The following is a 17,456-nucleotide window of genomic DNA, read 5'->3' on the forward strand; positions in this document are numbered from 1 at the left end:
CGTCGCTGTCAGCGGCGCGACATGTAGATGTCGAGCGCCTTGTGGAGCAGCTTGTTGAGCGGGAAGTCCCACTCGCCGAGGTACTCGGCGGCCTGGCCGCCCGTGCCCACCTTGAACTGGATCAGGCCGAAGAGATGGTCCGTCTCGTCCAGGGAGTCGGAGATGCCGCGCAGGTCGTAGACGGTGGCGCCGAGCGCGTAGGCGTCGCGCAGCATGCGCCACTGCATCGCGTTCGAGGGCCGCACCTCACGGCCGATGTTGTCGGAGGCGCCGTAGGAGTACCAGACGTGCCCGCCTACCACCAGCATCGTCGCCGCCGACAGGTTCACACCGTTGTGCCGCGCGAAGTAGAGCCGCATGCGGTTGGGGTCCTCGGTGTTGAGGGCCGTCCACATGCGCTGGAAGTACGACAGCGGGCGGGGCCGGAAGTGGTCGCGGACGGCCGTGATCTCGTACAGCCGCTGCCATTCCTCGAGGTCCTGGTAACCGCCCTGGACTACCTCGACACCGGCCTTTTCGGCCTTCTTGATGTTGCGGCGCCACAGCTGGTTGAAGTTCTTGTGGACCTCTTCCAGGGAGCGGTTCGCGAGTGGCACCTGGAAGACGTAGCGAGGCTGCACGTCGCCGAAGCCGGCGCCGCCGTCCTCGCCCTGCTGCCAGCCCATGCGGCGCAGCTTGTCCGCCACCTCGAAGGCACGCGGCTCGATGAAGTCCGCCTCGATGTCGCGCAGGCGCTTCACATCGGGGCTCTGGATGCCCTGCTTGATGGAGTTGGCCTCCCAGCGCCGGATGATCACCGGCGGCCCCATCTTCACGGAGAACGCGCCCTGGTTCTTGAGGTGCGCGAGCATCGGCTGGATCCACTCGTCCAGATTTGGCGCGAACCAGTTGATGACCGGGCCCTCGGGCAGGTAGGCGAGATAGCGCTTGATCTTGGGCAGCTGACGGTAGAGCACCAGTCCGACGCCCACCAGTTCGCCATTCCTGTCGAACCAGCCGAGGTTCTCGGAGCGCCACTCCGCCTTGACGTCTGCCCAGGCCGGGACCTGCATGTGGCTCGCCGCCGGCAGGCTCTGGATGTACGCCAGATGCTGCTCGCGACTGATCGTCCTCAGGGTCAGGCTCATTCGGGGCGCTCCTCGGGCTGGTGTGTCCCCATGGGTACAGGGGCTCCGGCTCTCGCGCCGAAGCCTACTGCGCCCCGCGAGCGCCCCGTCTGGCCCTATGCGACCTGTGTGGTCGCCGGTCGTCCCACGAACCCCGTGGGACGACCGGCGACGTTGTGGATCAGCTGATGATCCCGCCGAGGAGTCCGCCATGTGCCATGCCGAGGAAGAAACCGATGGCCGAGGCGCCGAGTCCCAGGATCAGCCCGAAGCGCTCACGCGTGGTCACGGAGATGTACTGTCCGTATGCGCCCGTGAAGATCCCCACCAGGCCCGTCCAGGAACTGATCAGATGCAGGTTGGGGAACATCGCCGTGATGAAGGCCGTGAGTCCGAGCACCAGGGTCACCGCGAGAAGGGTGTCCTGGACGGGATGGGCCTTGCCATCCGTGGCGAAGAGAGAACCGGTGGTGTTGGGTCGCAATGCCTGTGCCATGGGGCACCTCCTGCGGAAGGCGGCGCATCGTAGCGCCATACACACCCGATGTGTACAGATTGACGGCCTTGGCGGCCGGATTTCAACCGGAAGCACGTGTGCGGGTACTCTGTACCGTCTGCACCGGTGTCTGCCCAGGCTGAGCCGGGTCAACCGTCGACTGGCCTCCGATTGTCAGTGGCGGCCGATACCGTTGCGTACGCATCACAACCCTCCTGCCACGGAACGACCGTGGCCGCTGAGTCCAGAGGAGGTGGGTTCCACATGCGTCACTACGAGGTGATGGTCATCCTCGACCCCGATCTCGAGGAGCGCGCTGTCTCCCCGCTGATCGAGAACTTCCTTTCTGTCGTCCGTGACGGCGGCGGAAAGGTCGAGAAGGTCGACACCTGGGGCCGTCGTCGTCTCTCGTACGAGATCAAGAAGAAGCCCGAGGGCATCTACTCGGTCATCGACCTGCAGGCCGAGCCTGCGGTCGTCAAGGAGCTCGACCGCCAGATGAACCTGAACGAGTCGGTCCTCCGGACCAAGGTCCTCCGCCCCGAGACCCACTGAGCCTCCGGCTCAGCCGATCTCGGGATTTCGAGTAGCAGCACAAGCAGCCAGCAGCAAACCCGCCGAGAGGTTCCCCCATGGCAGGCGAGACCGTCATCACGGTTGTCGGCAATCTTGTCGATGACCCCGAGCTGCGCTTCACCCCGTCCGGTGCGGCGGTCGCGAAGTTCCGCGTCGCGTCCACTCCCCGCACCTTCGACCGCCAGACGAACGAGTGGAAGGACGGCGAGAGCCTGTTCCTGACGTGCTCAGTCTGGCGTCAGGCGGCGGAGAACGTCGCCGAGTCGCTCCAGCGAGGCATGCGCGTCATCGTGCAGGGCCGGCTGAAGCAGCGGTCCTACGAGGACCGTGAGGGCGTCAAGCGCACGGTCTACGAGCTCGACGTCGAGGAAGTCGGCGCGAGCCTGCGCAACGCCACGGCCAAGGTCACCAAGACCGCCGGTCGCGGTGGCCAGGGTGGTTACGGCGGCGGTGGCGGCCAGGGTGGCGGCGGCTGGGGCGGTAGCTCCGGCGGCGGTCAGCAGGGCGGCGGCGCTCCGGCCGACGACCCGTGGGCGTCCGGCGCTCCGGCCGGTGGCCAGGGTGGCGGCGGCTGGGGCGGTGGCTCCGGCTCCGGCTCCGGCGGCGGTGGCGGCTACTCGGACGAGCCTCCCTTCTAGGCCTTTCGGCCGGCTCCGTGGGGACCGGCCGGGTCGAGGGTGGGTCGTACCCCCAACTTCTTGATCACACAGGAGATACACCATGGCGAAGCCGCCTGTGCGCAAGCCGAAGAAGAAGGTCTGCGCTTTCTGCAAGGACAAGGTCACGTACGTGGACTACAAGGACACGAACATGCTGCGGAAGTTCATTTCCGACCGCGGCAAGATCCGTGCCCGCCGCGTGACCGGCAACTGCACGCAGCATCAGCGTGACGTCGCCACGGCCGTCAAGAACAGCCGTGAGATGGCGCTGCTGCCCTACACCTCCACTGCTCGCTAAGGGAAGGGTGACCGACTCATGAAGATCATCCTCACCCACGAGGTCTCCGGCCTCGGTGCCGCGGGCGACGTCGTCGACGTCAAGGACGGTTACGCTCGCAACTACCTGATCCCGCGGAAGCTCGCGATCCGCTGGACCAAGGGCGGCGAGAAGGACGTCGAGCAGATCCGTCGTGCTCGCAAGATCCACGAGATCCAGACCATCGAGCAGGCCAACCAGGTCAAGGCCCAGCTCGAGGGTGTGAAGGTCCGTCTGGCCGTCCGCTCCGGCGACGCCGGCCGTCTGTTCGGTTCCGTCACTCCGGCCGACATCGCTTCGGCGATCAAGGCCTCCGGCGGCCCCGAGGTCGACAAGCGCCGCATTGAGCTGGGTGCGCCGATCAAGACGCTGGGCGCCCACGAGACGTCGGTGCGTCTGCACCCCGAGGTTGCCGCCAAGGTCAACATCGAGGTCGTCGCTGCGTAAGCGCAGCGCTCGCTGAAGCGACACAGGGGGCCGCATCCTTGGGATGCGGCCCCCTGTGCTTGCCGTCAGATGTCCCGCCAGGGCGCCTGACCACGTTTCACGTGAAACATGGTGACCTATCGACGCAACCGTCGTCTCGCCCCATATATATCGGTGTGTACTTCCCTGTCAGCGCGTCGCGCCTGTCACGATCCAGCGGCCCGAGCTGGCGCGCAGCCACAGCGTGAGCATCCGCATGGTCATCATCAGTGTCATCGCTCCCCACAGGGTGGCGAGTCCGCCACCGAAGAACGGGACAAGCAGGGCCACGGGCGCGAAGACCGCCAGGGTCAGCACCATTGCCCGGGCGAGATAGGGTCCGTCCCCCGCGCCCATCAGCACGCCGTCCAGCACGAAGACGACTCCGCAGACGGGCTGCGCGACGGCCACGAGTACCAGCGCGGGCAGGGCTGTCTGGTGGACGGCCGTGTCATTGGTGAACAGTGGCAGGAAGAGCGGACGGGTCACCAGGACGAGCAATCCGAGCACGACCCCGGCGACGATCCCCCACTGCACCATGCGCCGGCATGCCTCTCGGGCGCCCTGGGGGTCGTCCGCGCCGAGAAAGCGCCCGATGATGGCCTGCCCGGCAATGGCGATCGCGTCGAGGGCGAAGGCGAGCAGGCTCCACAACGACAGGATGATCTGGTGTGCGGCCATGTCCGCGTCCCCGAGCCGGGCGGCGACGGCGGTGGCGATCATCAGGATCGCCCGCAGCGAGAGCGTCCGGACCAGCAGGGGTACTCCCGCCTGGGCACACGCGCGTATCCCGGCCGCATCCGGCCGAAGCGGGGCGCCGTGTCTGCATGCGCCGCGGATGACGACGCAGAGATAGACGGCGGCCATGGCGCACTGGGCGATCACGGTGCCCCAGGCCGAACCGGCAATGCCCAGTCCGGCGCCATAGACGAGAGCTGCGTTGAGCGCGGCGTTTGCCACGAAACCTGCGACGGCGACGTAAAGAGGGGTCCTCGTGTCCTGCAGGCCGCGCAGTACACCGGTCGCGGCGAGCACGATCAGCATCGCGGGTATGCCGAGTGCCGAGACCCGCAGATACGTCGTCGCATAGGGGGCCGCGGTCGGCGAGGTGCCGAAAAGGTCCACGATGCCCGGCGCCGTGGGCAGCACAATCGCGATGACGGCCAGACCGAGAAGCAGCGCCAGCCAGATACCGTCCATGCCCTGCCGGATGGCGGCGCGTAGATCGCCCGCGCCGACGCGACGGGCGACCGCGGCCGTGGTGGCGTACGCGAGGAAGACGAACACGCTCACCGCGGTGGTCAGCAGCGCCGAGGCGACGCCGAGACCGGCCAGCTGTGAGGTGCCGAGATGGCCGACGATCGCGCTGTCGGCCATGACGAAGAGGGGCTCCGCGACGAGTGCGCCGAACGCCGGAACGGCCAGCGCGACGATCTCCCGGTCGTGCCGACGGCGAGTGGTGCGCGGTGGCGCGGAAGCCTGTGTCATGAGCATCAATGTAATCGTCCACAGGTAAGAGATGCAAAGTGCCTGTACCCCTTACTCGAGCTCTGGCGGAGTGTGGCGCTGTGCACCGTTCGCGGCGATCTTGATCCGACTGGGGAAGTTTTTCTTCTGCACAGCCGGTGGACGGGAAAAGGCCAGGTCGGAGCAGGTGCGGTGAAGGGGCTGAGGGCTTGTTCACAGGGCTGTCCACCGTGTCGTGCACAGGTTTTGCGGAGTTCTCCACAGCAACGGGGCCGTCGTCCACATGGCCTGTGGATAACCAGATTGGCTGACGGTGCCTGGGGGCCTACCGTGGTCCGGCGCCCACTCCCTCCTCCGTCCTCGGAAATCGCGCGGAATCGACGCGTCTGAACCGGAGCTGGGCTTCTCGCTTTGTCAGTGTCGTGCCCTAGAAATGAGGTGCACGGCGAGGTCCGCGTGGCGGACGGGAGGAGGCGGCCCGGTGAGCATCTCCGAGCCCTTGGACGATCCGTGGGCCGACAGCGGTCCCAGTGATCGTGTCCCCGCCTCCCGTCGTCGCCGCGACGGCGGTCCGGGCCGTGACGAGCAGCACGACCGGGGCCAGGACAGTGGTTCCTGGGACGGCTCCGGCTCGTCCTTCGAGCGAGTTCCGCCGCAGGATCTGGACGCCGAGCAGTCCGTCCTGGGTGGCATGCTCCTGTCCAAGGACGCGATTGCCGACGTTGTCGAGGTCCTCAAGGGCCACGATTTCTACCGGCCCGCCCACGAGACGATCTACCAGGCGATCCTCGACCTGTACGCGAAGGGCGAGCCGGCCGACCCCATCACGGTCGCCGCCGAGCTGACCAAGCGGGGCGAGATCACCAAGGTCGGTGGCGCCCCGTATCTGCACACGCTGGTGCAGACGGTCCCGACCGCGGCGAACGCCGAGTACTACGCGCAGATCGTGCACGAGCGCGCGGTGCTGCGCCGCCTGGTCGAGGCCGGCACACGGATCACACAGATGGGATATGCGGCCGACGGAGACATCGACGAGATCGTCAACAGCGCCCAGGCCGAGATCTTCGCCGTCACCGAGCAGCGGACGGCCGAGGACTATCTGCCGCTCAGCGAGATCATGGAAGGCGCGCTCGACGAGATCGAGGCGATCGGCTCGAGATCGGGGGAGATGACCGGCGTACCGACCGGCTTCACCGATCTCGACCAGCTCACCAATGGACTGCACCCCGGCCAGATGATCATCATCGCGGCCCGCCCGGCGATGGGTAAGTCGACGCTCGCCCTGGACTTCGCGCGGGCGGCATCCATCAAGCACAACCTGCCGAGTGTGATCTTCTCGCTCGAAATGGGCCGTAACGAGATCGCGATGCGTCTGCTGTCCGCCGAAGCCCGTGTGGCCCTTCACCACATGCGGTCCGGCACGATGACGGACGAGGACTGGACCCGGCTCGCCCGCCGTATGCCAGATGTCTCGGCGGCCCCTCTGTACATCGACGACTCGCCGAACCTGTCGATGATGGAGATCCGTGCCAAGTGCCGACGCCTCAAGCAGCGCAACGACCTGAAGCTCGTCGTCATCGACTATCTCCAGCTGATGCAGTCCGGCTCCAAACGGTCCGAGAGCCGCCAGCAGGAAGTCTCCGAGATGTCGCGAAACCTGAAGCTGCTGGCCAAGGAGCTAGAGCTGCCGGTGATTGCCCTCTCGCAGCTCAACCGAGGCCCCGAGCAGCGGACCGACAAGAAGCCCATGGTGTCCGACCTGCGTGAGTCCGGCTCGATCGAGCAGGACGCCGACATGGTGATCCTGCTGCATCGCGAAGACGCGTACGAGAAGGAATCGCCGCGGGCGGGCGAGGCGGACATCATCGTCGGCAAGCACCGTAACGGCCCGACGGCCACGATCACGGTCGCCTTCCAGGGCCACTACTCCCGTTTTGTCGACATGGCTCAGACCTGACCTGACCCACCGTCCCGGGGGATGCTGTGTCCACCGATGACCGGGCGCTGTAGCGTTCGAAGGCTTCGCGGGCATCTGGAACGAACGCTCGATGGCGGACCTTGTCGGTCAGTTCGGACTCCGTCAGCCAGTCATACCAGGCGATCTCCGAGGGATCGGGCTGGACCGGTTCCGTGACAACGACCTCGTGCAGACCGAGCCAGTACGGACTGATCGCCCCGGCGCACAGGAACTTGAACACGAACCGCGGTTGACCCCGGACGCCCAGCTCCTCCGCCAGCTCTCGCGTGGCGGCCTCCTCATACGACTCGGCAACGCCCACCGCGCCTCCGAGCATCCAGTTGAAGTGCCCCGGGAAGAGAAGCACATCGTCCGGACGGCGGTGCACGAGGATCCGCCCGTCGGTATCACGGCACACGATCGTAGCTATGCGATGCAGCCACCCATGCCGAATCGCATCGCCCCTGTCCACCACGCCCAGCACGTCGTCGTGCTCGTCGACGCGCTCAACCAGTTCGCCCATAGGCCACACGATGACAGGGAGGACTGACGGCGGTGAACGTCCTGCCGGTGCTCGGCGGCGTCGGGGGATATGGGCTCGACGCGGGATGCGGGGCCGGGTGGACTTGGGGCATGACGACATCTCAGGAAGAGCTGCTGCCCGCCACACGCCGGGCCCTGCTGCACCGCATCGCCGTGGCACAGACCGTGGGACGGTCGCCGTCGCTCGTGGCGGCGGTCGTCCGGGAAGGACGGACGGTATGGCACGGCTCGCGCACCTCCGTGGATGGCCATGCCCCGGACGAAAATGTGCAGTACCGGATCGGCTCGATCACCAAGACCTTCACGGCGGTTCTCGTACTGCGGCTGCGCGACGAGGGGCTTCTGGACCTAGGTGACCCGTTGGAAAAGCACCTGCCCGGGACCGGGGCGGGGGAGGCAACCATCGCCCATCTGCTCGCACACACGGGCGGTCTGGCGGCCGAGTCGCCCGCGCCCTGGTGGGAGCGCACGCCCGGCTCGCTGCGTCCGGAACTCGCGGACGTGCTGGGCGAACGGCCCCTGAGGCACCCGGTCGGCCGCAGATTCCACTACTCCAACCCCGGCTATACGCTCCTGGGCGCCCTGGTGGAGGAGCATCGCGGAGCTTCCTGGGAGGACGTCCTGCGCCGCGAGGTGCTCGAACCTCTGGGGCTGCACCGGACGAGCAGCCGGCCGCAGCCGCCGCACGCGGGTGGCTGGGCCGTGCATCCATGGGCCGATGTGATGCTCCCGGAACCCGCGGAGGACCTTGGCCGGATGGCCCCGGCTGGTCAACTGTGGTCCACAACCGGAGACCTGGCCCGCTTTGCTGCCTTCCTCAGCCGTGGTGACGACCGAGTGCTGAGCGAGGAGTCGCTTCACGAGATGCGCACACCCGCCGCCCCCTCCGAGGCCGTGGATCTGGTGGCGGGTTATGCCTACGGACTCGGCCTGGAGTTCCGGCGCCGGGACGGCCGCCTGCTCCTCGGACACTCTGGCTCCCTGCCGGGCTTCCTGGCGAACCTCACCTTCAGCGCCGAGGACGACGTGGCGGCCGTCGTGCTGGCCAATTGCACCTCGGGTCCGAGGCTCTCCGGTGTCGCCGCCGATCTCGTCGGCATCGTGGCCGACGCGGAACCCCGGATCCCCGAGCCGTGGCGTCCACTGCCGGACGTCGACCGGGCTGTCCTGGAGCTGGCAGGGCAGTGGTACTGGGGCACCCAGGGCTTCCTGCTGCGGCTGACCGCCGACCGGGGCCTGTCCCTGGAGCCGCTGTCCGGCGTGGGGCGACGTTCGCGTCTGCGGCCGAACGGGGACGGCACCTGGACCGGCCTCGACGGCTACTGCGCGGGAGAGGTCCTGAAGGCCGTGCGACGGCCGGACGGATCATTGAGCCATCTGGACTTCGGATCGTTCGTGTTCACGCGTCAGCCGTACGACGAGGGCTCTCCGGTGCCCGGTGGAGTGGACCCGGAGGGGTGGAGCGGGCTTCGATAGGCACTGCGGCGCCCATGGAGGGGCATGTTTCACGTGAAACATGCCCCTGTGTCCTTGTGTGCCGTCTGCTTCCGTCGCCGGTGCTCCTCGACCCACGTGACGGGCCTCCTCGGCTCTCGAAAGGGGTGTCAGAGCAGCCGTTTGAAACCCACGTGCGAGGCTTCGAACCCCAGACGTTCGTAGAAGCGGTGGGCGTCCGTGCGGGTGGCGTCGGAGGTCAGTTGGACCAACTGGCAGTCCTGGCGGCGGGATTCCTCGATTGCCCACTCGATGAGTTGTGTGCCAAGGCCACCGCCGCGCTCGTCGGCGTGGATGCGGACGGCTTCGATGAGCGAGCGGGCCGCGCCCTTTCGGGAAAGCCCCGGGATGATCGTGAGCTGGAGCGTGCCGACGACACGCCCGTCGCGCACGGCGGCCATGAGGTGCTGATTCGGATCGCTGCTGAGCCGCTCCAGGGCGTTCAGGTACGGCGTCAGATCGTCCGGTGACTCACGCTGGGCGCCCAGCGGATCATCGGCGAGCATGGCGACGATCGCCGGGACGTCGTCCGCGACGGCGGGGCGTATCTCAAGATCTCCCATGCTCGGCACCCTATGGGGCCCGCGCGACCCGGGAGAAGGGGCGCACTTCTAGTGTCCTGGCCTTGAGTTCTGCGGTCCGATGGCGGGATGGCTGGACCGCGGTTGAACCCGCTCGTGTTGTCTGATGCCGTGTGCACGCTGGAGCAGACGCCCGAGGGGGCCACGCACTGGTCGAAGCGGGAGCTGGCGAAGCGGGTGGGGTTCTCCCCGACCGGCGTGCACCGCATTTGGCGGGCTTTTGGGCTGCAGCCGTGGCGGACCGAGGACTTCAAGATCTCCCCGGATTTGCTGCTGGTCGACAAGATCCGTGATTGTGGTGGGCTTGTATCTGGCGCGGCCTGCGAACGCGGCTGTGTTCGCGGTGGACGAGAAGCCGCAGATCCAAGCCCTTGAGCGGACCGCGCCGGTGCTGCCCATGGTGCCCGGGACACCTGAGCGGCGCAGTTTCGATTACGTCCGGCACGGCACGGTGGATCTGTTCGCCGCGCTGAACACCGCTACGGGGAAGCTGTCCGCGCAGCACCGGGCGGTGGACTTCCGTGACTTCCTGGACGAGATCGACCGCCAGACCACCCTGGCCTGGCGGTCCACGTCATCTGCGACAACCTCTCCACCCACAAGGCGCCCGTGGTGCACAAGTGGCTGCTCGCCCATCCCCGCTATCTGCCGCTACTGCTCAAGAATCTCCGGACCATGACACTAGGCAGGAATGTTCAGTGACTCCACCACGCGGACCAGGGGGGCCAGCTCGGGGTTCTTCGCTGCTTCGTCGAGTGCCTCACGCAGGGCGGCGTCATTGGTGGGACGGGCCTCTTCGAGGAGTGCGAGGCCGGCCTCGGTGACGTTGGTGTAGATGCCGCGGCGGTCGGTGGGGCAGAGGTAGCGCGAGAGAAGGCCGCGGTCCTCGAGTCGGGTGACCAGCCGGGTCGTGGCGCTCTGGCTGAGTACCACCGCGTCGGCGACCTGCTTCATCTGGAGGTGACCGCCGACGCCGTCGTGCTGCCGGCTGAGGACGTCGAGCAGGGAGTACTCCCGCACGCTCAGGCCGTGCCGGGTCTGCAGGGCGCGCTCGATGGCAGCCTCGATCCTCCCGTGCAACAGGGAGAGAGCACACCAGCCCTGCGCAAGGGCGGTGAGCGCGGGGTCCGTCGCTGTCATGGCGTTTTCCTCCGTCCCGGAGCGGCTCACTCTCAGGATAGGGCACCACGGCAATATCCTGCGGTTGCATATATGACGCGTCTGCAATTATTGTTAGTGAAGGCATAGTGCTCATGCAATCGTTCTGGGAAGGTGTACCTCCATGCCTCTCGCGCTCTTGGCCCTCGCGATCGGGGCCTTTGGAATCGGGACCACCGAATTCGTGATCATGGGTGTGTTGCCCGAGGTGGCGGGTGACTTCGGGGTCTCCATTCCGACCGCCGGCCTGCTCGTGACCGGCTATGCCCTGGGTGTGATGGTCGGGGCCCCGATCATGACCGCGCTCGGGACCAAGGTCCCCCGCAAGCGCATGCTGATGCTCCTGATGGGCCTGTTCGTCCTGGGCAACCTGCTCTCGGCCGTTGCCCCGGTCTTCGGGCTGATGCTGTTGGGCCGGGTGGTGGCCTCCCTGGCCCATGGCGCGTTCTTCGGCATCGGCTCGGTGGTCGCCGCCGAGCTCGTCGCCCCGGAGAAGAAGGCCGGCGCCATCTCCATGATGTTCAGCGGCCTGACGGTGGCCAACGTCGTCGGCGTCCCGCTCGGCACGCTCATCGGGCAGTCCGCGGGCTGGCGGGTCACCTTCGCCGTCGTCGCCGCTCTGGGCGTGGTGGGGCTGCTCGGCGTCGCGAGGCTCGTGCCCGACCTGCCCAAGGCCGAGGGCGTGCATCTCCGCCACGAACTGGCCGCCTTCAAGAACGGCCAAGTACTGCTCGCCATGGCGATGACCGTCCTCGGCTTCGGCGGAGTGTTCGCGGCCATCACCTACATCGCGCCCATGATGACCCGTGTCTCCGGCTTCGCCGACGGCTCGGTCACCTGGCTTCTGGTCCTTTTCGGTCTTGGGATGGTCGGCGGCAATCTCATCGGCGGCCGGTATGCCGACCGCGCGCTGATGCCGATGCTGTACGTTTCGCTCGGCGGCCTTGCCCTAGTACTGGCGCTGTTCACCGTGACCGCTCACAGCAAGGTCCTTGCAGCGCCCACCATCGTGCTGATCGGCGCCCTCGGGTTCGCGACCGTCCCTCCGCTGCAGAAGCGGGTCCTGGACCACGCACACGGGGCTCCGACCCTCGCCTCGGCGGCGAACATCGGCGCCTTCAACCTCGGCAATGCCCTCTCGGCCTGGCTCGGCGGCCTCGTCATCGCCCGCGGCCTCGGCTACACCGCCCCCAACTGGGTCGGCGCCTTCCTTGCCCTCTCCGCGTTGCTGCTTGCGTTCCTCTCGGCTGCGCTGGAGCGCCGGGAGACGGGCTCCAGCTCGGTCGTAGTGGGTGCCTCGTCCGGCGAGACACGCACAGCCTTGCACCACTGAGCGGGGCCTTCCCTTACCGACACGGCACACGCCCGCTCCCTACAGCCAGGCGGCACGCGTGCCGTGCCCTGTGAGGTCAGCCTGCCGCCACTGTCAGAGGAGCGAAGCGCCGAGTCCAGTCGCCGGGCAGATCGGGGATGCCGTACGTCATGACCGCGTTGAAGCCGACGGAGACCAGTCCGCGCTCCTTGAGCCAGGTCAGCAGGTGCTCGTGCCGTACATCGACGTCGGTGCGCAGCGGCCGGTCGGTATGGGCGGCGAGGGATGCCACCAGGGCTTGCGCCGTTTCCGTGTCGCGGGCGATGAGCGGGCCCATCACATGAGTGTCCATGTTGGGCCAGGCGGCCGCGTACCCGGTGATCCGTCCGTTCTCCTCGGCGACGCGCAACTGGTCGGCGAAGGCGGGAAGCCGCGTGATCAGATGGGTGCGGTCCGCCCCGAAGACCTCCTCATCGAGCCGGACGAGTGTGGCGAGGTCTTCCCCGTTGGCCGGGCGGGTGTTGACGGCGGACGACGGGCCGTCGGCTGTGAAATGCCCGCTCACCATCTCGGAGGTGCCAGTGACCTTGAAGCCCAGTTCTTCGTAGAGGGGACGTCCGTAGGGGGTTGCATAGAGGGTGAGCGGGCTGGTGCCGGCCCCCGCCACCACATGACGCATCAGCCGACGGCCGACACCCTGGCCGGCATGCCGCTCGGCCACCAGAACCATGCCGATGCCGCACAGATCCGGCCGGTACCGGGATCCGTACTCGGTCACGACACAGGCGGCGACGAGACCGCCCTGGGGGTCGTCGATGCCGTAACCGGTGCCGGCGGCGAGGAGCAGCCCCCACTTGTGTTCCTCGCGGGGCCAGCCGCGATCCTCGGACAAGTCGGCGCAGGCGAGTAGATCGCGATGCGTCAGACGGCGGATGGGCAGCGCAGCGAGGGCAGGTGTCGACACGCAGGTCAGGCTGTCTGACATGTGCCATTGGCGTCTACCGGTTTGGGATCGAACGCACACGCTTTTGGCCATGCCCACCCCCTTGCACAGTACGAGGACAGATGTTTCACGTGAAACGGCGACGACCCGATCACGATCGGTCGGCGTCGAGCAGATGAACAGTCGCGGTCCAGGAGTGCCGGGCCCGACGGAAGCCGGCCGCTAGCCTCCTCGCCCACGGTGAGGCTTCATCTCTTCGACCTCGACGGCACACTGTTGCATGGGACGTCCGCCCCCGTGGAGATCTCTCGGCAACTGGGCCTGGAGGCCGAAACGGTGGCACTGGACCGGGCAGCCGCGACCGGGCGCATCGGCCCCCCGGAGTACGCGGTACAGGTGCACGCCCTGTGGGCGGGGCTCACAGAAGCACATGTGGCGGCGGCGTTCGCAGCGGCTCCCTGGTTGTCCCGTATCGAGGAGGTATGGGCGGAGATCCATGAGAACAGTGACTATTGTGCCGTCATCTCCCTGTCGCCCTCCTTCTTCGTGGAGCGGCTGACGCAGTGGGGCGCACATGCGGCATTCGGCTCGCGTTTTCCGCCCTGCCCTTCAGGGAAGCGGTGGACCTCACGGGGATACTCAACGCCGCAGCCAAGGTGTGGATCGCGGACCAGCTGTGCGCGGAGTTCGGCGTACGGCGCGCGGACTGTGTCGCCTATGGGGATTCGCTGTCGGACAAGGACCTGTTCGACGCCGTACCGGTATCCGTCGCGGTCAATGGGGACCGTCATCTGGTGGGCCGTGCCACCCACTCCTATGTCGGACGGGATCTGTGGGATGCCTATGAATTGGTATGCGGCGCCCGGTAATTGAGGGAATTGATGGTTCGCCCGCCTGTTCCTGCGTCCGGGGGCAAGGGGGTACTTGTCTGCGGAACGGCGACCGGTATGGTCGAGTCCGGTTCGCGTCCGGTGTGGTGTGCGCACGTCCCGCAAGGCGCGAGCGGAGGCCGGTGCAGCCTAATGGGACGGAGAGATCGAAGACACGCATTCTCTGTTCCGCGGCCGAGTGTGGGCCCAAGGTGAGATGCTGCGGTGCGACCACTGCGGCCAATGTCACACTCTCGTATTACTTGTCCGTACGCGGCAAGATTCCGGATTGAATGTGGCCGCATTGGCGGGTAGGGACACAACGGGGGAAAGCAAGGTCGTCGGCGGGGGAAACAGGCACCCTCCGACCTGGGAAGTGCGCAGACCACCGAAAGATGTTCGAGGCGAGGCACACCATGGACGCTCCGACCACCATGTCGGCCGACAACGGCACGTCCGGCGGCAGCGGCGGTGGCGGCTGGTTCACTCCCCGTCAGTTGCCCGAGACGCCCACGAGCGAAGAGCAGGAGACGCCCGATGGTGGCCACCCGGCAGCGACAGGTCCCGTCGGCAGTCCGACGCCCGGGAACGCCACAGAGCAGCCGCGAATAGCTGGGACCTCGGGAACGGCCGCCCCGACGGAACGTCCCTCCGCCGCCTCCCCCGATGCCGTGCTGATCCGGCGGACCATGGTCGAGATCGGACCGGTCGCGGACAAGGTCACCTCGTACTTCTATGCGCTTCTCTTCGTGCGCCATCCCGAACTGCGGCCCCTGTTCCCCGCCGCGATGGACACTCAGCGGGACCGGCTGCTCAGAGCGCTCCTGACCGCCGCCGAGCACCTCGACAACACCGAGGTCCTCGTCGCCTATCTGCAGAACCTCGGCCGTGGGCACCGCAAGTACGGGACCCGGCCCGAGCACTACCCGGCCGTCGGTGAGTGCCTGATCGGCGCGTTGAGCAGGTACGCCTCGGCGATCTGGAGCGAGGAGACGGAAGCCGCCTGGGTGCGTGCGTACACGACGATCTCCCAGGTGATGATCGACGCGGCGGCTGCGGACGAGTTGCTCGCCCCGGCCTGGTGGTACGCCGAGGTCGTCTCGCACGACCTTCGCACCCCGGACATCGCGGTGATCACGGTCCGTCCGGACCAGCCGTACCCGTTCCTCGCCGGGCAGTACACGAGCGTGGAGACCCCGTGGTGGCCACGGGTGTGGCGGCACTACTCCTTCGCCTCGGCGCCGCGCTCCGACGGCCTGCTCTCGTTTCATGTGAAAGCGGTCCCGGCGGGCTGGGTCTCCAACGCGCTGGTCCACCGGGCCCGTCCCGGTGACATCATCCGCCTCGGTCCGCCGGTCGGCACGATGACCGTGGACCACACGACCAACTGCGGACTGCTCTGTCTCGGCGGCGGCACCGGCATCGCGCCCATCAAGGCCCTGGTCGAGGACGTCGCCGAGTACGGTCAGCGGCGTCCCGTCGAGGTCTTCTACGGCGCCCGCACCGGGCACGACCTGTACGACATCGACACCATGCTGCGGCTTCAGCAGAGCCACCCCTGGCTTTCGGTCCGCCCGGTCGTCGACGCACAGGCGCACCTCCAGCTTCCGGATGCCGTGCGCGAGTACGGGCCGTGGAACGAGTACGACGCGTACCTTTCGGGTCCCCCCGGCATGATCCGCAGCGGTGTGGACGCACTGAGGGACATTGGTATCCCGTCGGAGCGGATCCGCCATGATTCGGTGGAGGAACTGATCACGGCCGAGGCCCGAGTTCCGTAGGAGAACGCCTTGTGTCGGGACGTCAGCCCAGGTCGGGCGCGTGCATGGCTCGTACGCCCTCGATGTTCCCGTCCAGGTAGTGCCGCAGCGACAGGGGCACCAGGTGCACGGAGGCGATACCGACCCGGGTGAAGGGCACCCGTACGATCTCGTACTCGCCGGCGGGCTCCTCGACCTCCGGGCCGTGTCGCAGGCGCTCGTCCATGGACTCCAGACGGCAGACGAAGAAGTGCTGGACCTTCACACCGGTCGCGCCGCCGTCCTCGCCGATGTGCTCGACCGTGTCCACGAAGCAGGGCACCACATCGATGATCTTGGCGCCGAGTTCCTCGTGCACTTCACGGTGGAGCGCGTCCACGACGGTCGTGTCCGACGGCTCGACTCCGCCCCCCGGTGTGACCCAGTAGGGATCGACGCCGGGCTTGGTCCGCTTGATCAGAATCAGGTCGTCACCATCGAGCAGGATGGCGCGGGCGGTGCGCTTGACCACGGGGCGAACGGTCATGGGTGAAATGTGGCCCAGCCTGTTCCACGTGAAACATCGCGCGCCCCACACGGACCCGAACCCCGGGTGAACTCCGGGTGGATCCCCTGGCGGGCCATGGAACGAAGGGCTGACGCCGGTATCGGCCGACCGTGGCGCCGGCACAGTGCGGTCAGCCCCAGCGGGCCGCCGTCCGCAGCAGCCACTCGTGAGCCCGTGCGATGTGCGGCATGGCCAGAGTGCCGGTGCGCACCACCAGGAAGTAGGTCCGCAGCGGAGGCACCGCCGGTTCGTGCAGGGCCACCACGTCCCCATGCTCCAGTGCGGAGGCGCAGAGGTAGCGAGGCAGCACGGCCAGTCCGGCGCCTGTGACGGCGCAGGCGAGCACCGCGCGCAGGTCGGGGACGATGACGGTGCCGGAGGCGGCCGGACAGGAATCGAAGACGGAGGCCCAGTAGCGGGACACAAAGGGCAGCGACTCGTGCACCTCCACCACCGGAAGGTTCTCCAGCGCGTGTGCGCCCTTGCGGCGCAACTTGCCGGGGCCGATGCGGGAGACCCAGCGGGGGGCCGCGACCAGCACGTGCTCCTCGTCGCACAGGGGAGTCGCCGTGAGCAAGGGGCCCCGGGGCCGGGCCGTGGTGATCGCCAGGTCGTGGTGTCCGGCGGCAAGCCCCTCCAGGGTCTCGTCCGCGTTCCCGAAGGAGGCGCGAAGGGCGAGCACCTGGCCGTCGTCGTCGGTCAGCTCCGCGAGCGCGGGCAGGGCGCGCTCCGCGGTGAACTCCGGTGGCCCGGCGAGATGAAGGGTACGCACTGACGACTGCTCGTCGAGACCGGTTTCGGCGATCTCGACGAGGGCGTCGAGATGGGGCGCGGCCTTGTGCGCCAGTTCGTCGCCGATGGTCGTGGGGGTCACACCGCGGGCCTGGCGCAGGAAGAGGGGGCGTCCCAGTTGCCGTTCCAGGGTGCGAATCTGCGAGGTGACCGCCGGCTGCGAGAGACCGAGCAGTGCCGCGGCGCGGGTGAAGGAACCGGCCCGGTGCACGGTTACGAAGGTGCGCAGCAGGGCCAAATCCATGGCGCTTCCTCCCCTCCCAGCACCCCCGACCGCGCTCAACTATAAATAAGTCGATAGGTCTCTGTCGCTACCGTGATTGGACACTGACACAGAGTCAACTAGCCTTGTTCGCGCGGTTCTTCGCGCGCGGAACCGGGACGGTCCGAGCCACGAGGGGGGAGGTTCGGACCG

General features: G+C 67.6%; 17 protein-coding genes and 2 pseudogenes. 10 read left to right on the forward strand and 9 right to left on the reverse strand.

The window, feature by feature from the left end:
• Positions 1–8 precede the first annotated feature (8 nt).
• Positions 9–1,127 carry a peptidoglycan bridge formation glycyltransferase FemX gene (femX, locus tag AAW14_RS07740; RefSeq protein ID WP_265561280.1) on the reverse strand — a complete coding sequence of 373 codons (1,119 nt, stop codon included), beginning with the start codon at positions 1,125–1,127 and terminating at the stop codon, positions 9–11.
• Positions 1,128–1,287: 160 nt separating this feature from the next.
• Positions 1,288–1,602 carry a hypothetical protein gene (locus tag AAW14_RS07745; protein ID WP_265561281.1) on the reverse strand — a complete coding sequence of 105 codons (315 nt, stop codon included), beginning with the start codon at positions 1,600–1,602 and terminating at the stop codon, positions 1,288–1,290.
• A 264-nt stretch (positions 1,603–1,866) separates the two neighbouring features.
• Here AAW14_RS07745 and rpsF point away from each other — a divergent pair, with 264 nt between their 5' ends.
• The 4 genes from rpsF to rplI all read left to right on the forward strand — a co-directional run bounded on the left by rpsF (position 1,867) and on the right by rplI (position 3,600).
• Complete coding sequence (gene rpsF, locus AAW14_RS07750; RefSeq protein ID WP_004985983.1) at positions 1,867–2,157, forward strand: 30S ribosomal protein S6; 291 nt, start codon at positions 1,867–1,869, stop codon at positions 2,155–2,157.
• Between the two features lie 77 nt (positions 2,158–2,234).
• Positions 2,235–2,816 (forward strand): single-stranded DNA-binding protein, encoded by a 582-nt coding sequence (locus AAW14_RS07755; RefSeq protein ID WP_265561285.1) that lies wholly within the window; start codon positions 2,235–2,237, stop codon positions 2,814–2,816.
• Positions 2,817–2,898: 82 nt separating this feature from the next.
• On the forward strand, positions 2,899–3,135 hold the full coding sequence (rpsR, locus tag AAW14_RS07760; RefSeq protein WP_003949403.1) for a 30S ribosomal protein S18: 237 nt from the start codon (positions 2,899–2,901) through the stop codon (positions 3,133–3,135).
• Positions 3,136–3,153: 18 nt separating this feature from the next.
• Entirely contained in the window at positions 3,154–3,600 is a 447-nt protein-coding gene (gene rplI / locus AAW14_RS07765) for a 50S ribosomal protein L9 (protein WP_265561287.1), read from the forward strand.
• A gap of 168 nt (positions 3,601–3,768) precedes the next feature.
• On the opposite strand, the gene AAW14_RS07770 is transcribed toward rplI, so the two are convergent.
• Positions 3,769–5,106 carry an MATE family efflux transporter gene (locus AAW14_RS07770; RefSeq protein WP_265561289.1) on the reverse strand — a complete coding sequence of 446 codons (1,338 nt, stop codon included), beginning with the start codon at positions 5,104–5,106 and terminating at the stop codon, positions 3,769–3,771.
• 460 nt (positions 5,107–5,566) lie between these two features.
• On the opposite strand from AAW14_RS07770, the gene dnaB reads away from it, so the two are divergent.
• The gene (dnaB, locus tag AAW14_RS07775; protein ID WP_265561291.1) at positions 5,567–7,042 is read left to right on the forward strand and encodes a replicative DNA helicase; all 1,476 of its coding nucleotides are present in this window, start codon (positions 5,567–5,569) and stop codon (positions 7,040–7,042) included.
• On the opposite strand, the gene AAW14_RS07780 is transcribed toward dnaB, so the two are convergent.
• A complete protein-coding gene (locus AAW14_RS07780) occupies positions 6,987–7,565 on the reverse strand; it encodes an NUDIX hydrolase (protein ID WP_265561293.1) in 579 nt (192 codons plus the stop codon). The genes dnaB and AAW14_RS07780 overlap by 56 nt on opposite strands.
• A gap of 110 nt (positions 7,566–7,675) precedes the next feature.
• Between AAW14_RS07780 and AAW14_RS07785 the strand changes: the two genes are divergently transcribed.
• Positions 7,676–9,061 carry a serine hydrolase domain-containing protein gene (locus tag AAW14_RS07785; RefSeq protein ID WP_265561295.1) on the forward strand — a complete coding sequence of 462 codons (1,386 nt, stop codon included), beginning with the start codon at positions 7,676–7,678 and terminating at the stop codon, positions 9,059–9,061.
• Positions 9,062–9,189: 128 nt separating this feature from the next.
• On the opposite strand, the gene AAW14_RS07790 is transcribed toward AAW14_RS07785, so the two are convergent.
• Positions 9,190–9,642: a GNAT family N-acetyltransferase gene (locus tag AAW14_RS07790; RefSeq protein WP_265561297.1), complete on the reverse strand. Its 453-nt coding sequence runs from the start codon at positions 9,640–9,642 to the stop codon at positions 9,190–9,192.
• A 129-nt stretch (positions 9,643–9,771) separates the two neighbouring features.
• Here AAW14_RS07790 and AAW14_RS07795 point away from each other — a divergent pair.
• Positions 9,772–10,305 (forward strand): annotated as a pseudogene (locus tag AAW14_RS07795) (IS630 family transposase); the annotation flags it as partial.
• Between the two features lie 36 nt (positions 10,306–10,341).
• Here AAW14_RS07795 and AAW14_RS07800 read toward each other — a convergent pair.
• Positions 10,342–10,800: a MarR family winged helix-turn-helix transcriptional regulator gene (locus tag AAW14_RS07800; protein ID WP_265561298.1), complete on the reverse strand. Its 459-nt coding sequence runs from the start codon at positions 10,798–10,800 to the stop codon at positions 10,342–10,344.
• Between the two features lie 142 nt (positions 10,801–10,942).
• Between AAW14_RS07800 and AAW14_RS07805 the strand changes: the two genes are divergently transcribed.
• Entirely contained in the window at positions 10,943–12,151 is a 1,209-nt protein-coding gene (locus tag AAW14_RS07805; RefSeq protein ID WP_265561300.1) for an MFS transporter, read from the forward strand.
• A 76-nt stretch (positions 12,152–12,227) separates the two neighbouring features.
• Here AAW14_RS07805 and AAW14_RS07810 read toward each other — a convergent pair whose 3' ends face one another.
• A complete protein-coding gene (locus AAW14_RS07810; RefSeq protein WP_265561303.1) occupies positions 12,228–13,094 on the reverse strand; it encodes a GNAT family N-acetyltransferase in 867 nt (288 codons plus the stop codon).
• 219 nt (positions 13,095–13,313) lie between these two features.
• On the opposite strand from AAW14_RS07810, the pseudogene AAW14_RS07815 reads away from it, so the two are divergent.
• Positions 13,314–13,942 (forward strand): annotated as a pseudogene (locus tag AAW14_RS07815) (HAD family hydrolase).
• Positions 13,943–14,358: 416 nt separating this feature from the next.
• Positions 14,359–15,723 (forward strand): globin domain-containing protein, encoded by a 1,365-nt coding sequence (locus AAW14_RS07820; protein WP_265561304.1) that lies wholly within the window; start codon positions 14,359–14,361, stop codon positions 15,721–15,723.
• A gap of 22 nt (positions 15,724–15,745) precedes the next feature.
• Here the strand turns inward: AAW14_RS07820 and AAW14_RS07825 are convergent, their stop codons facing one another.
• Together AAW14_RS07825 and AAW14_RS07830 are read right to left on the reverse strand one after the other, a co-directional pair.
• A complete protein-coding gene (locus AAW14_RS07825; protein WP_265561306.1) occupies positions 15,746–16,228 on the reverse strand; it encodes an NUDIX domain-containing protein in 483 nt (160 codons plus the stop codon).
• Positions 16,229–16,379: 151 nt separating this feature from the next.
• Complete coding sequence (locus tag AAW14_RS07830; protein ID WP_265561308.1) at positions 16,380–17,285, reverse strand: LysR family transcriptional regulator; 906 nt, start codon at positions 17,283–17,285, stop codon at positions 16,380–16,382.
• Positions 17,286–17,456: the final 171 nt, after the last annotated feature.

The organism is Streptomyces hygroscopicus, assembly GCF_026168105.1.
Lineage (GTDB): Bacteria > Actinomycetota > Actinomycetes > Streptomycetales > Streptomycetaceae > Streptomyces > Streptomyces hygroscopicus_D.

Bases quoted from the DNA above. Each gene is read 5' to 3' on its own strand.
- AAW14_RS07780 (WP_265561293.1), bottom strand. From the start codon at position 7,565: ATGGGCGAACTGGTTGAGCGCGTCGACGAGCACGACGACGTGCTGGGC.
- AAW14_RS07820 (WP_265561304.1), top strand. From the start codon at position 14,359: ATGGACGCTCCGACCACCATGTCGGCCGACAACGGCACGTCCGGCGGC.
- rpsR (WP_003949403.1), top strand. From the start codon at position 2,899: ATGGCGAAGCCGCCTGTGCGCAAGCCGAAGAAGAAGGTCTGCGCTTTC.
- AAW14_RS07805 (WP_265561300.1), top strand. From the start codon at position 10,943: ATGCCTCTCGCGCTCTTGGCCCTCGCGATCGGGGCCTTTGGAATCGGG.
- AAW14_RS07745 (WP_265561281.1), bottom strand. From the start codon at position 1,602: ATGGCACAGGCATTGCGACCCAACACCACCGGTTCTCTCTTCGCCACG.
- femX (WP_265561280.1), bottom strand. From the start codon at position 1,127: ATGAGCCTGACCCTGAGGACGATCAGTCGCGAGCAGCATCTGGCGTAC.
- rpsF (WP_004985983.1), top strand. From the start codon at position 1,867: ATGCGTCACTACGAGGTGATGGTCATCCTCGACCCCGATCTCGAGGAG.
- AAW14_RS07790 (WP_265561297.1), bottom strand. From the start codon at position 9,642: ATGGGAGATCTTGAGATACGCCCCGCCGTCGCGGACGACGTCCCGGCG.
- AAW14_RS07785 (WP_265561295.1), top strand. From the start codon at position 7,676: ATGACGACATCTCAGGAAGAGCTGCTGCCCGCCACACGCCGGGCCCTG.
- AAW14_RS07770 (WP_265561289.1), bottom strand. From the start codon at position 5,106: ATGACACAGGCTTCCGCGCCACCGCGCACCACTCGCCGTCGGCACGAC.
- AAW14_RS07800 (WP_265561298.1), bottom strand. From the start codon at position 10,800: ATGACAGCGACGGACCCCGCGCTCACCGCCCTTGCGCAGGGCTGGTGT.
- rplI (WP_265561287.1), top strand. From the start codon at position 3,154: ATGAAGATCATCCTCACCCACGAGGTCTCCGGCCTCGGTGCCGCGGGC.
- AAW14_RS07755 (WP_265561285.1), top strand. From the start codon at position 2,235: ATGGCAGGCGAGACCGTCATCACGGTTGTCGGCAATCTTGTCGATGAC.
- AAW14_RS07830 (WP_265561308.1), bottom strand. From the start codon at position 17,285: ATGGATTTGGCCCTGCTGCGCACCTTCGTAACCGTGCACCGGGCCGGT.
- AAW14_RS07825 (WP_265561306.1), bottom strand. From the start codon at position 16,228: ATGACCGTTCGCCCCGTGGTCAAGCGCACCGCCCGCGCCATCCTGCTC.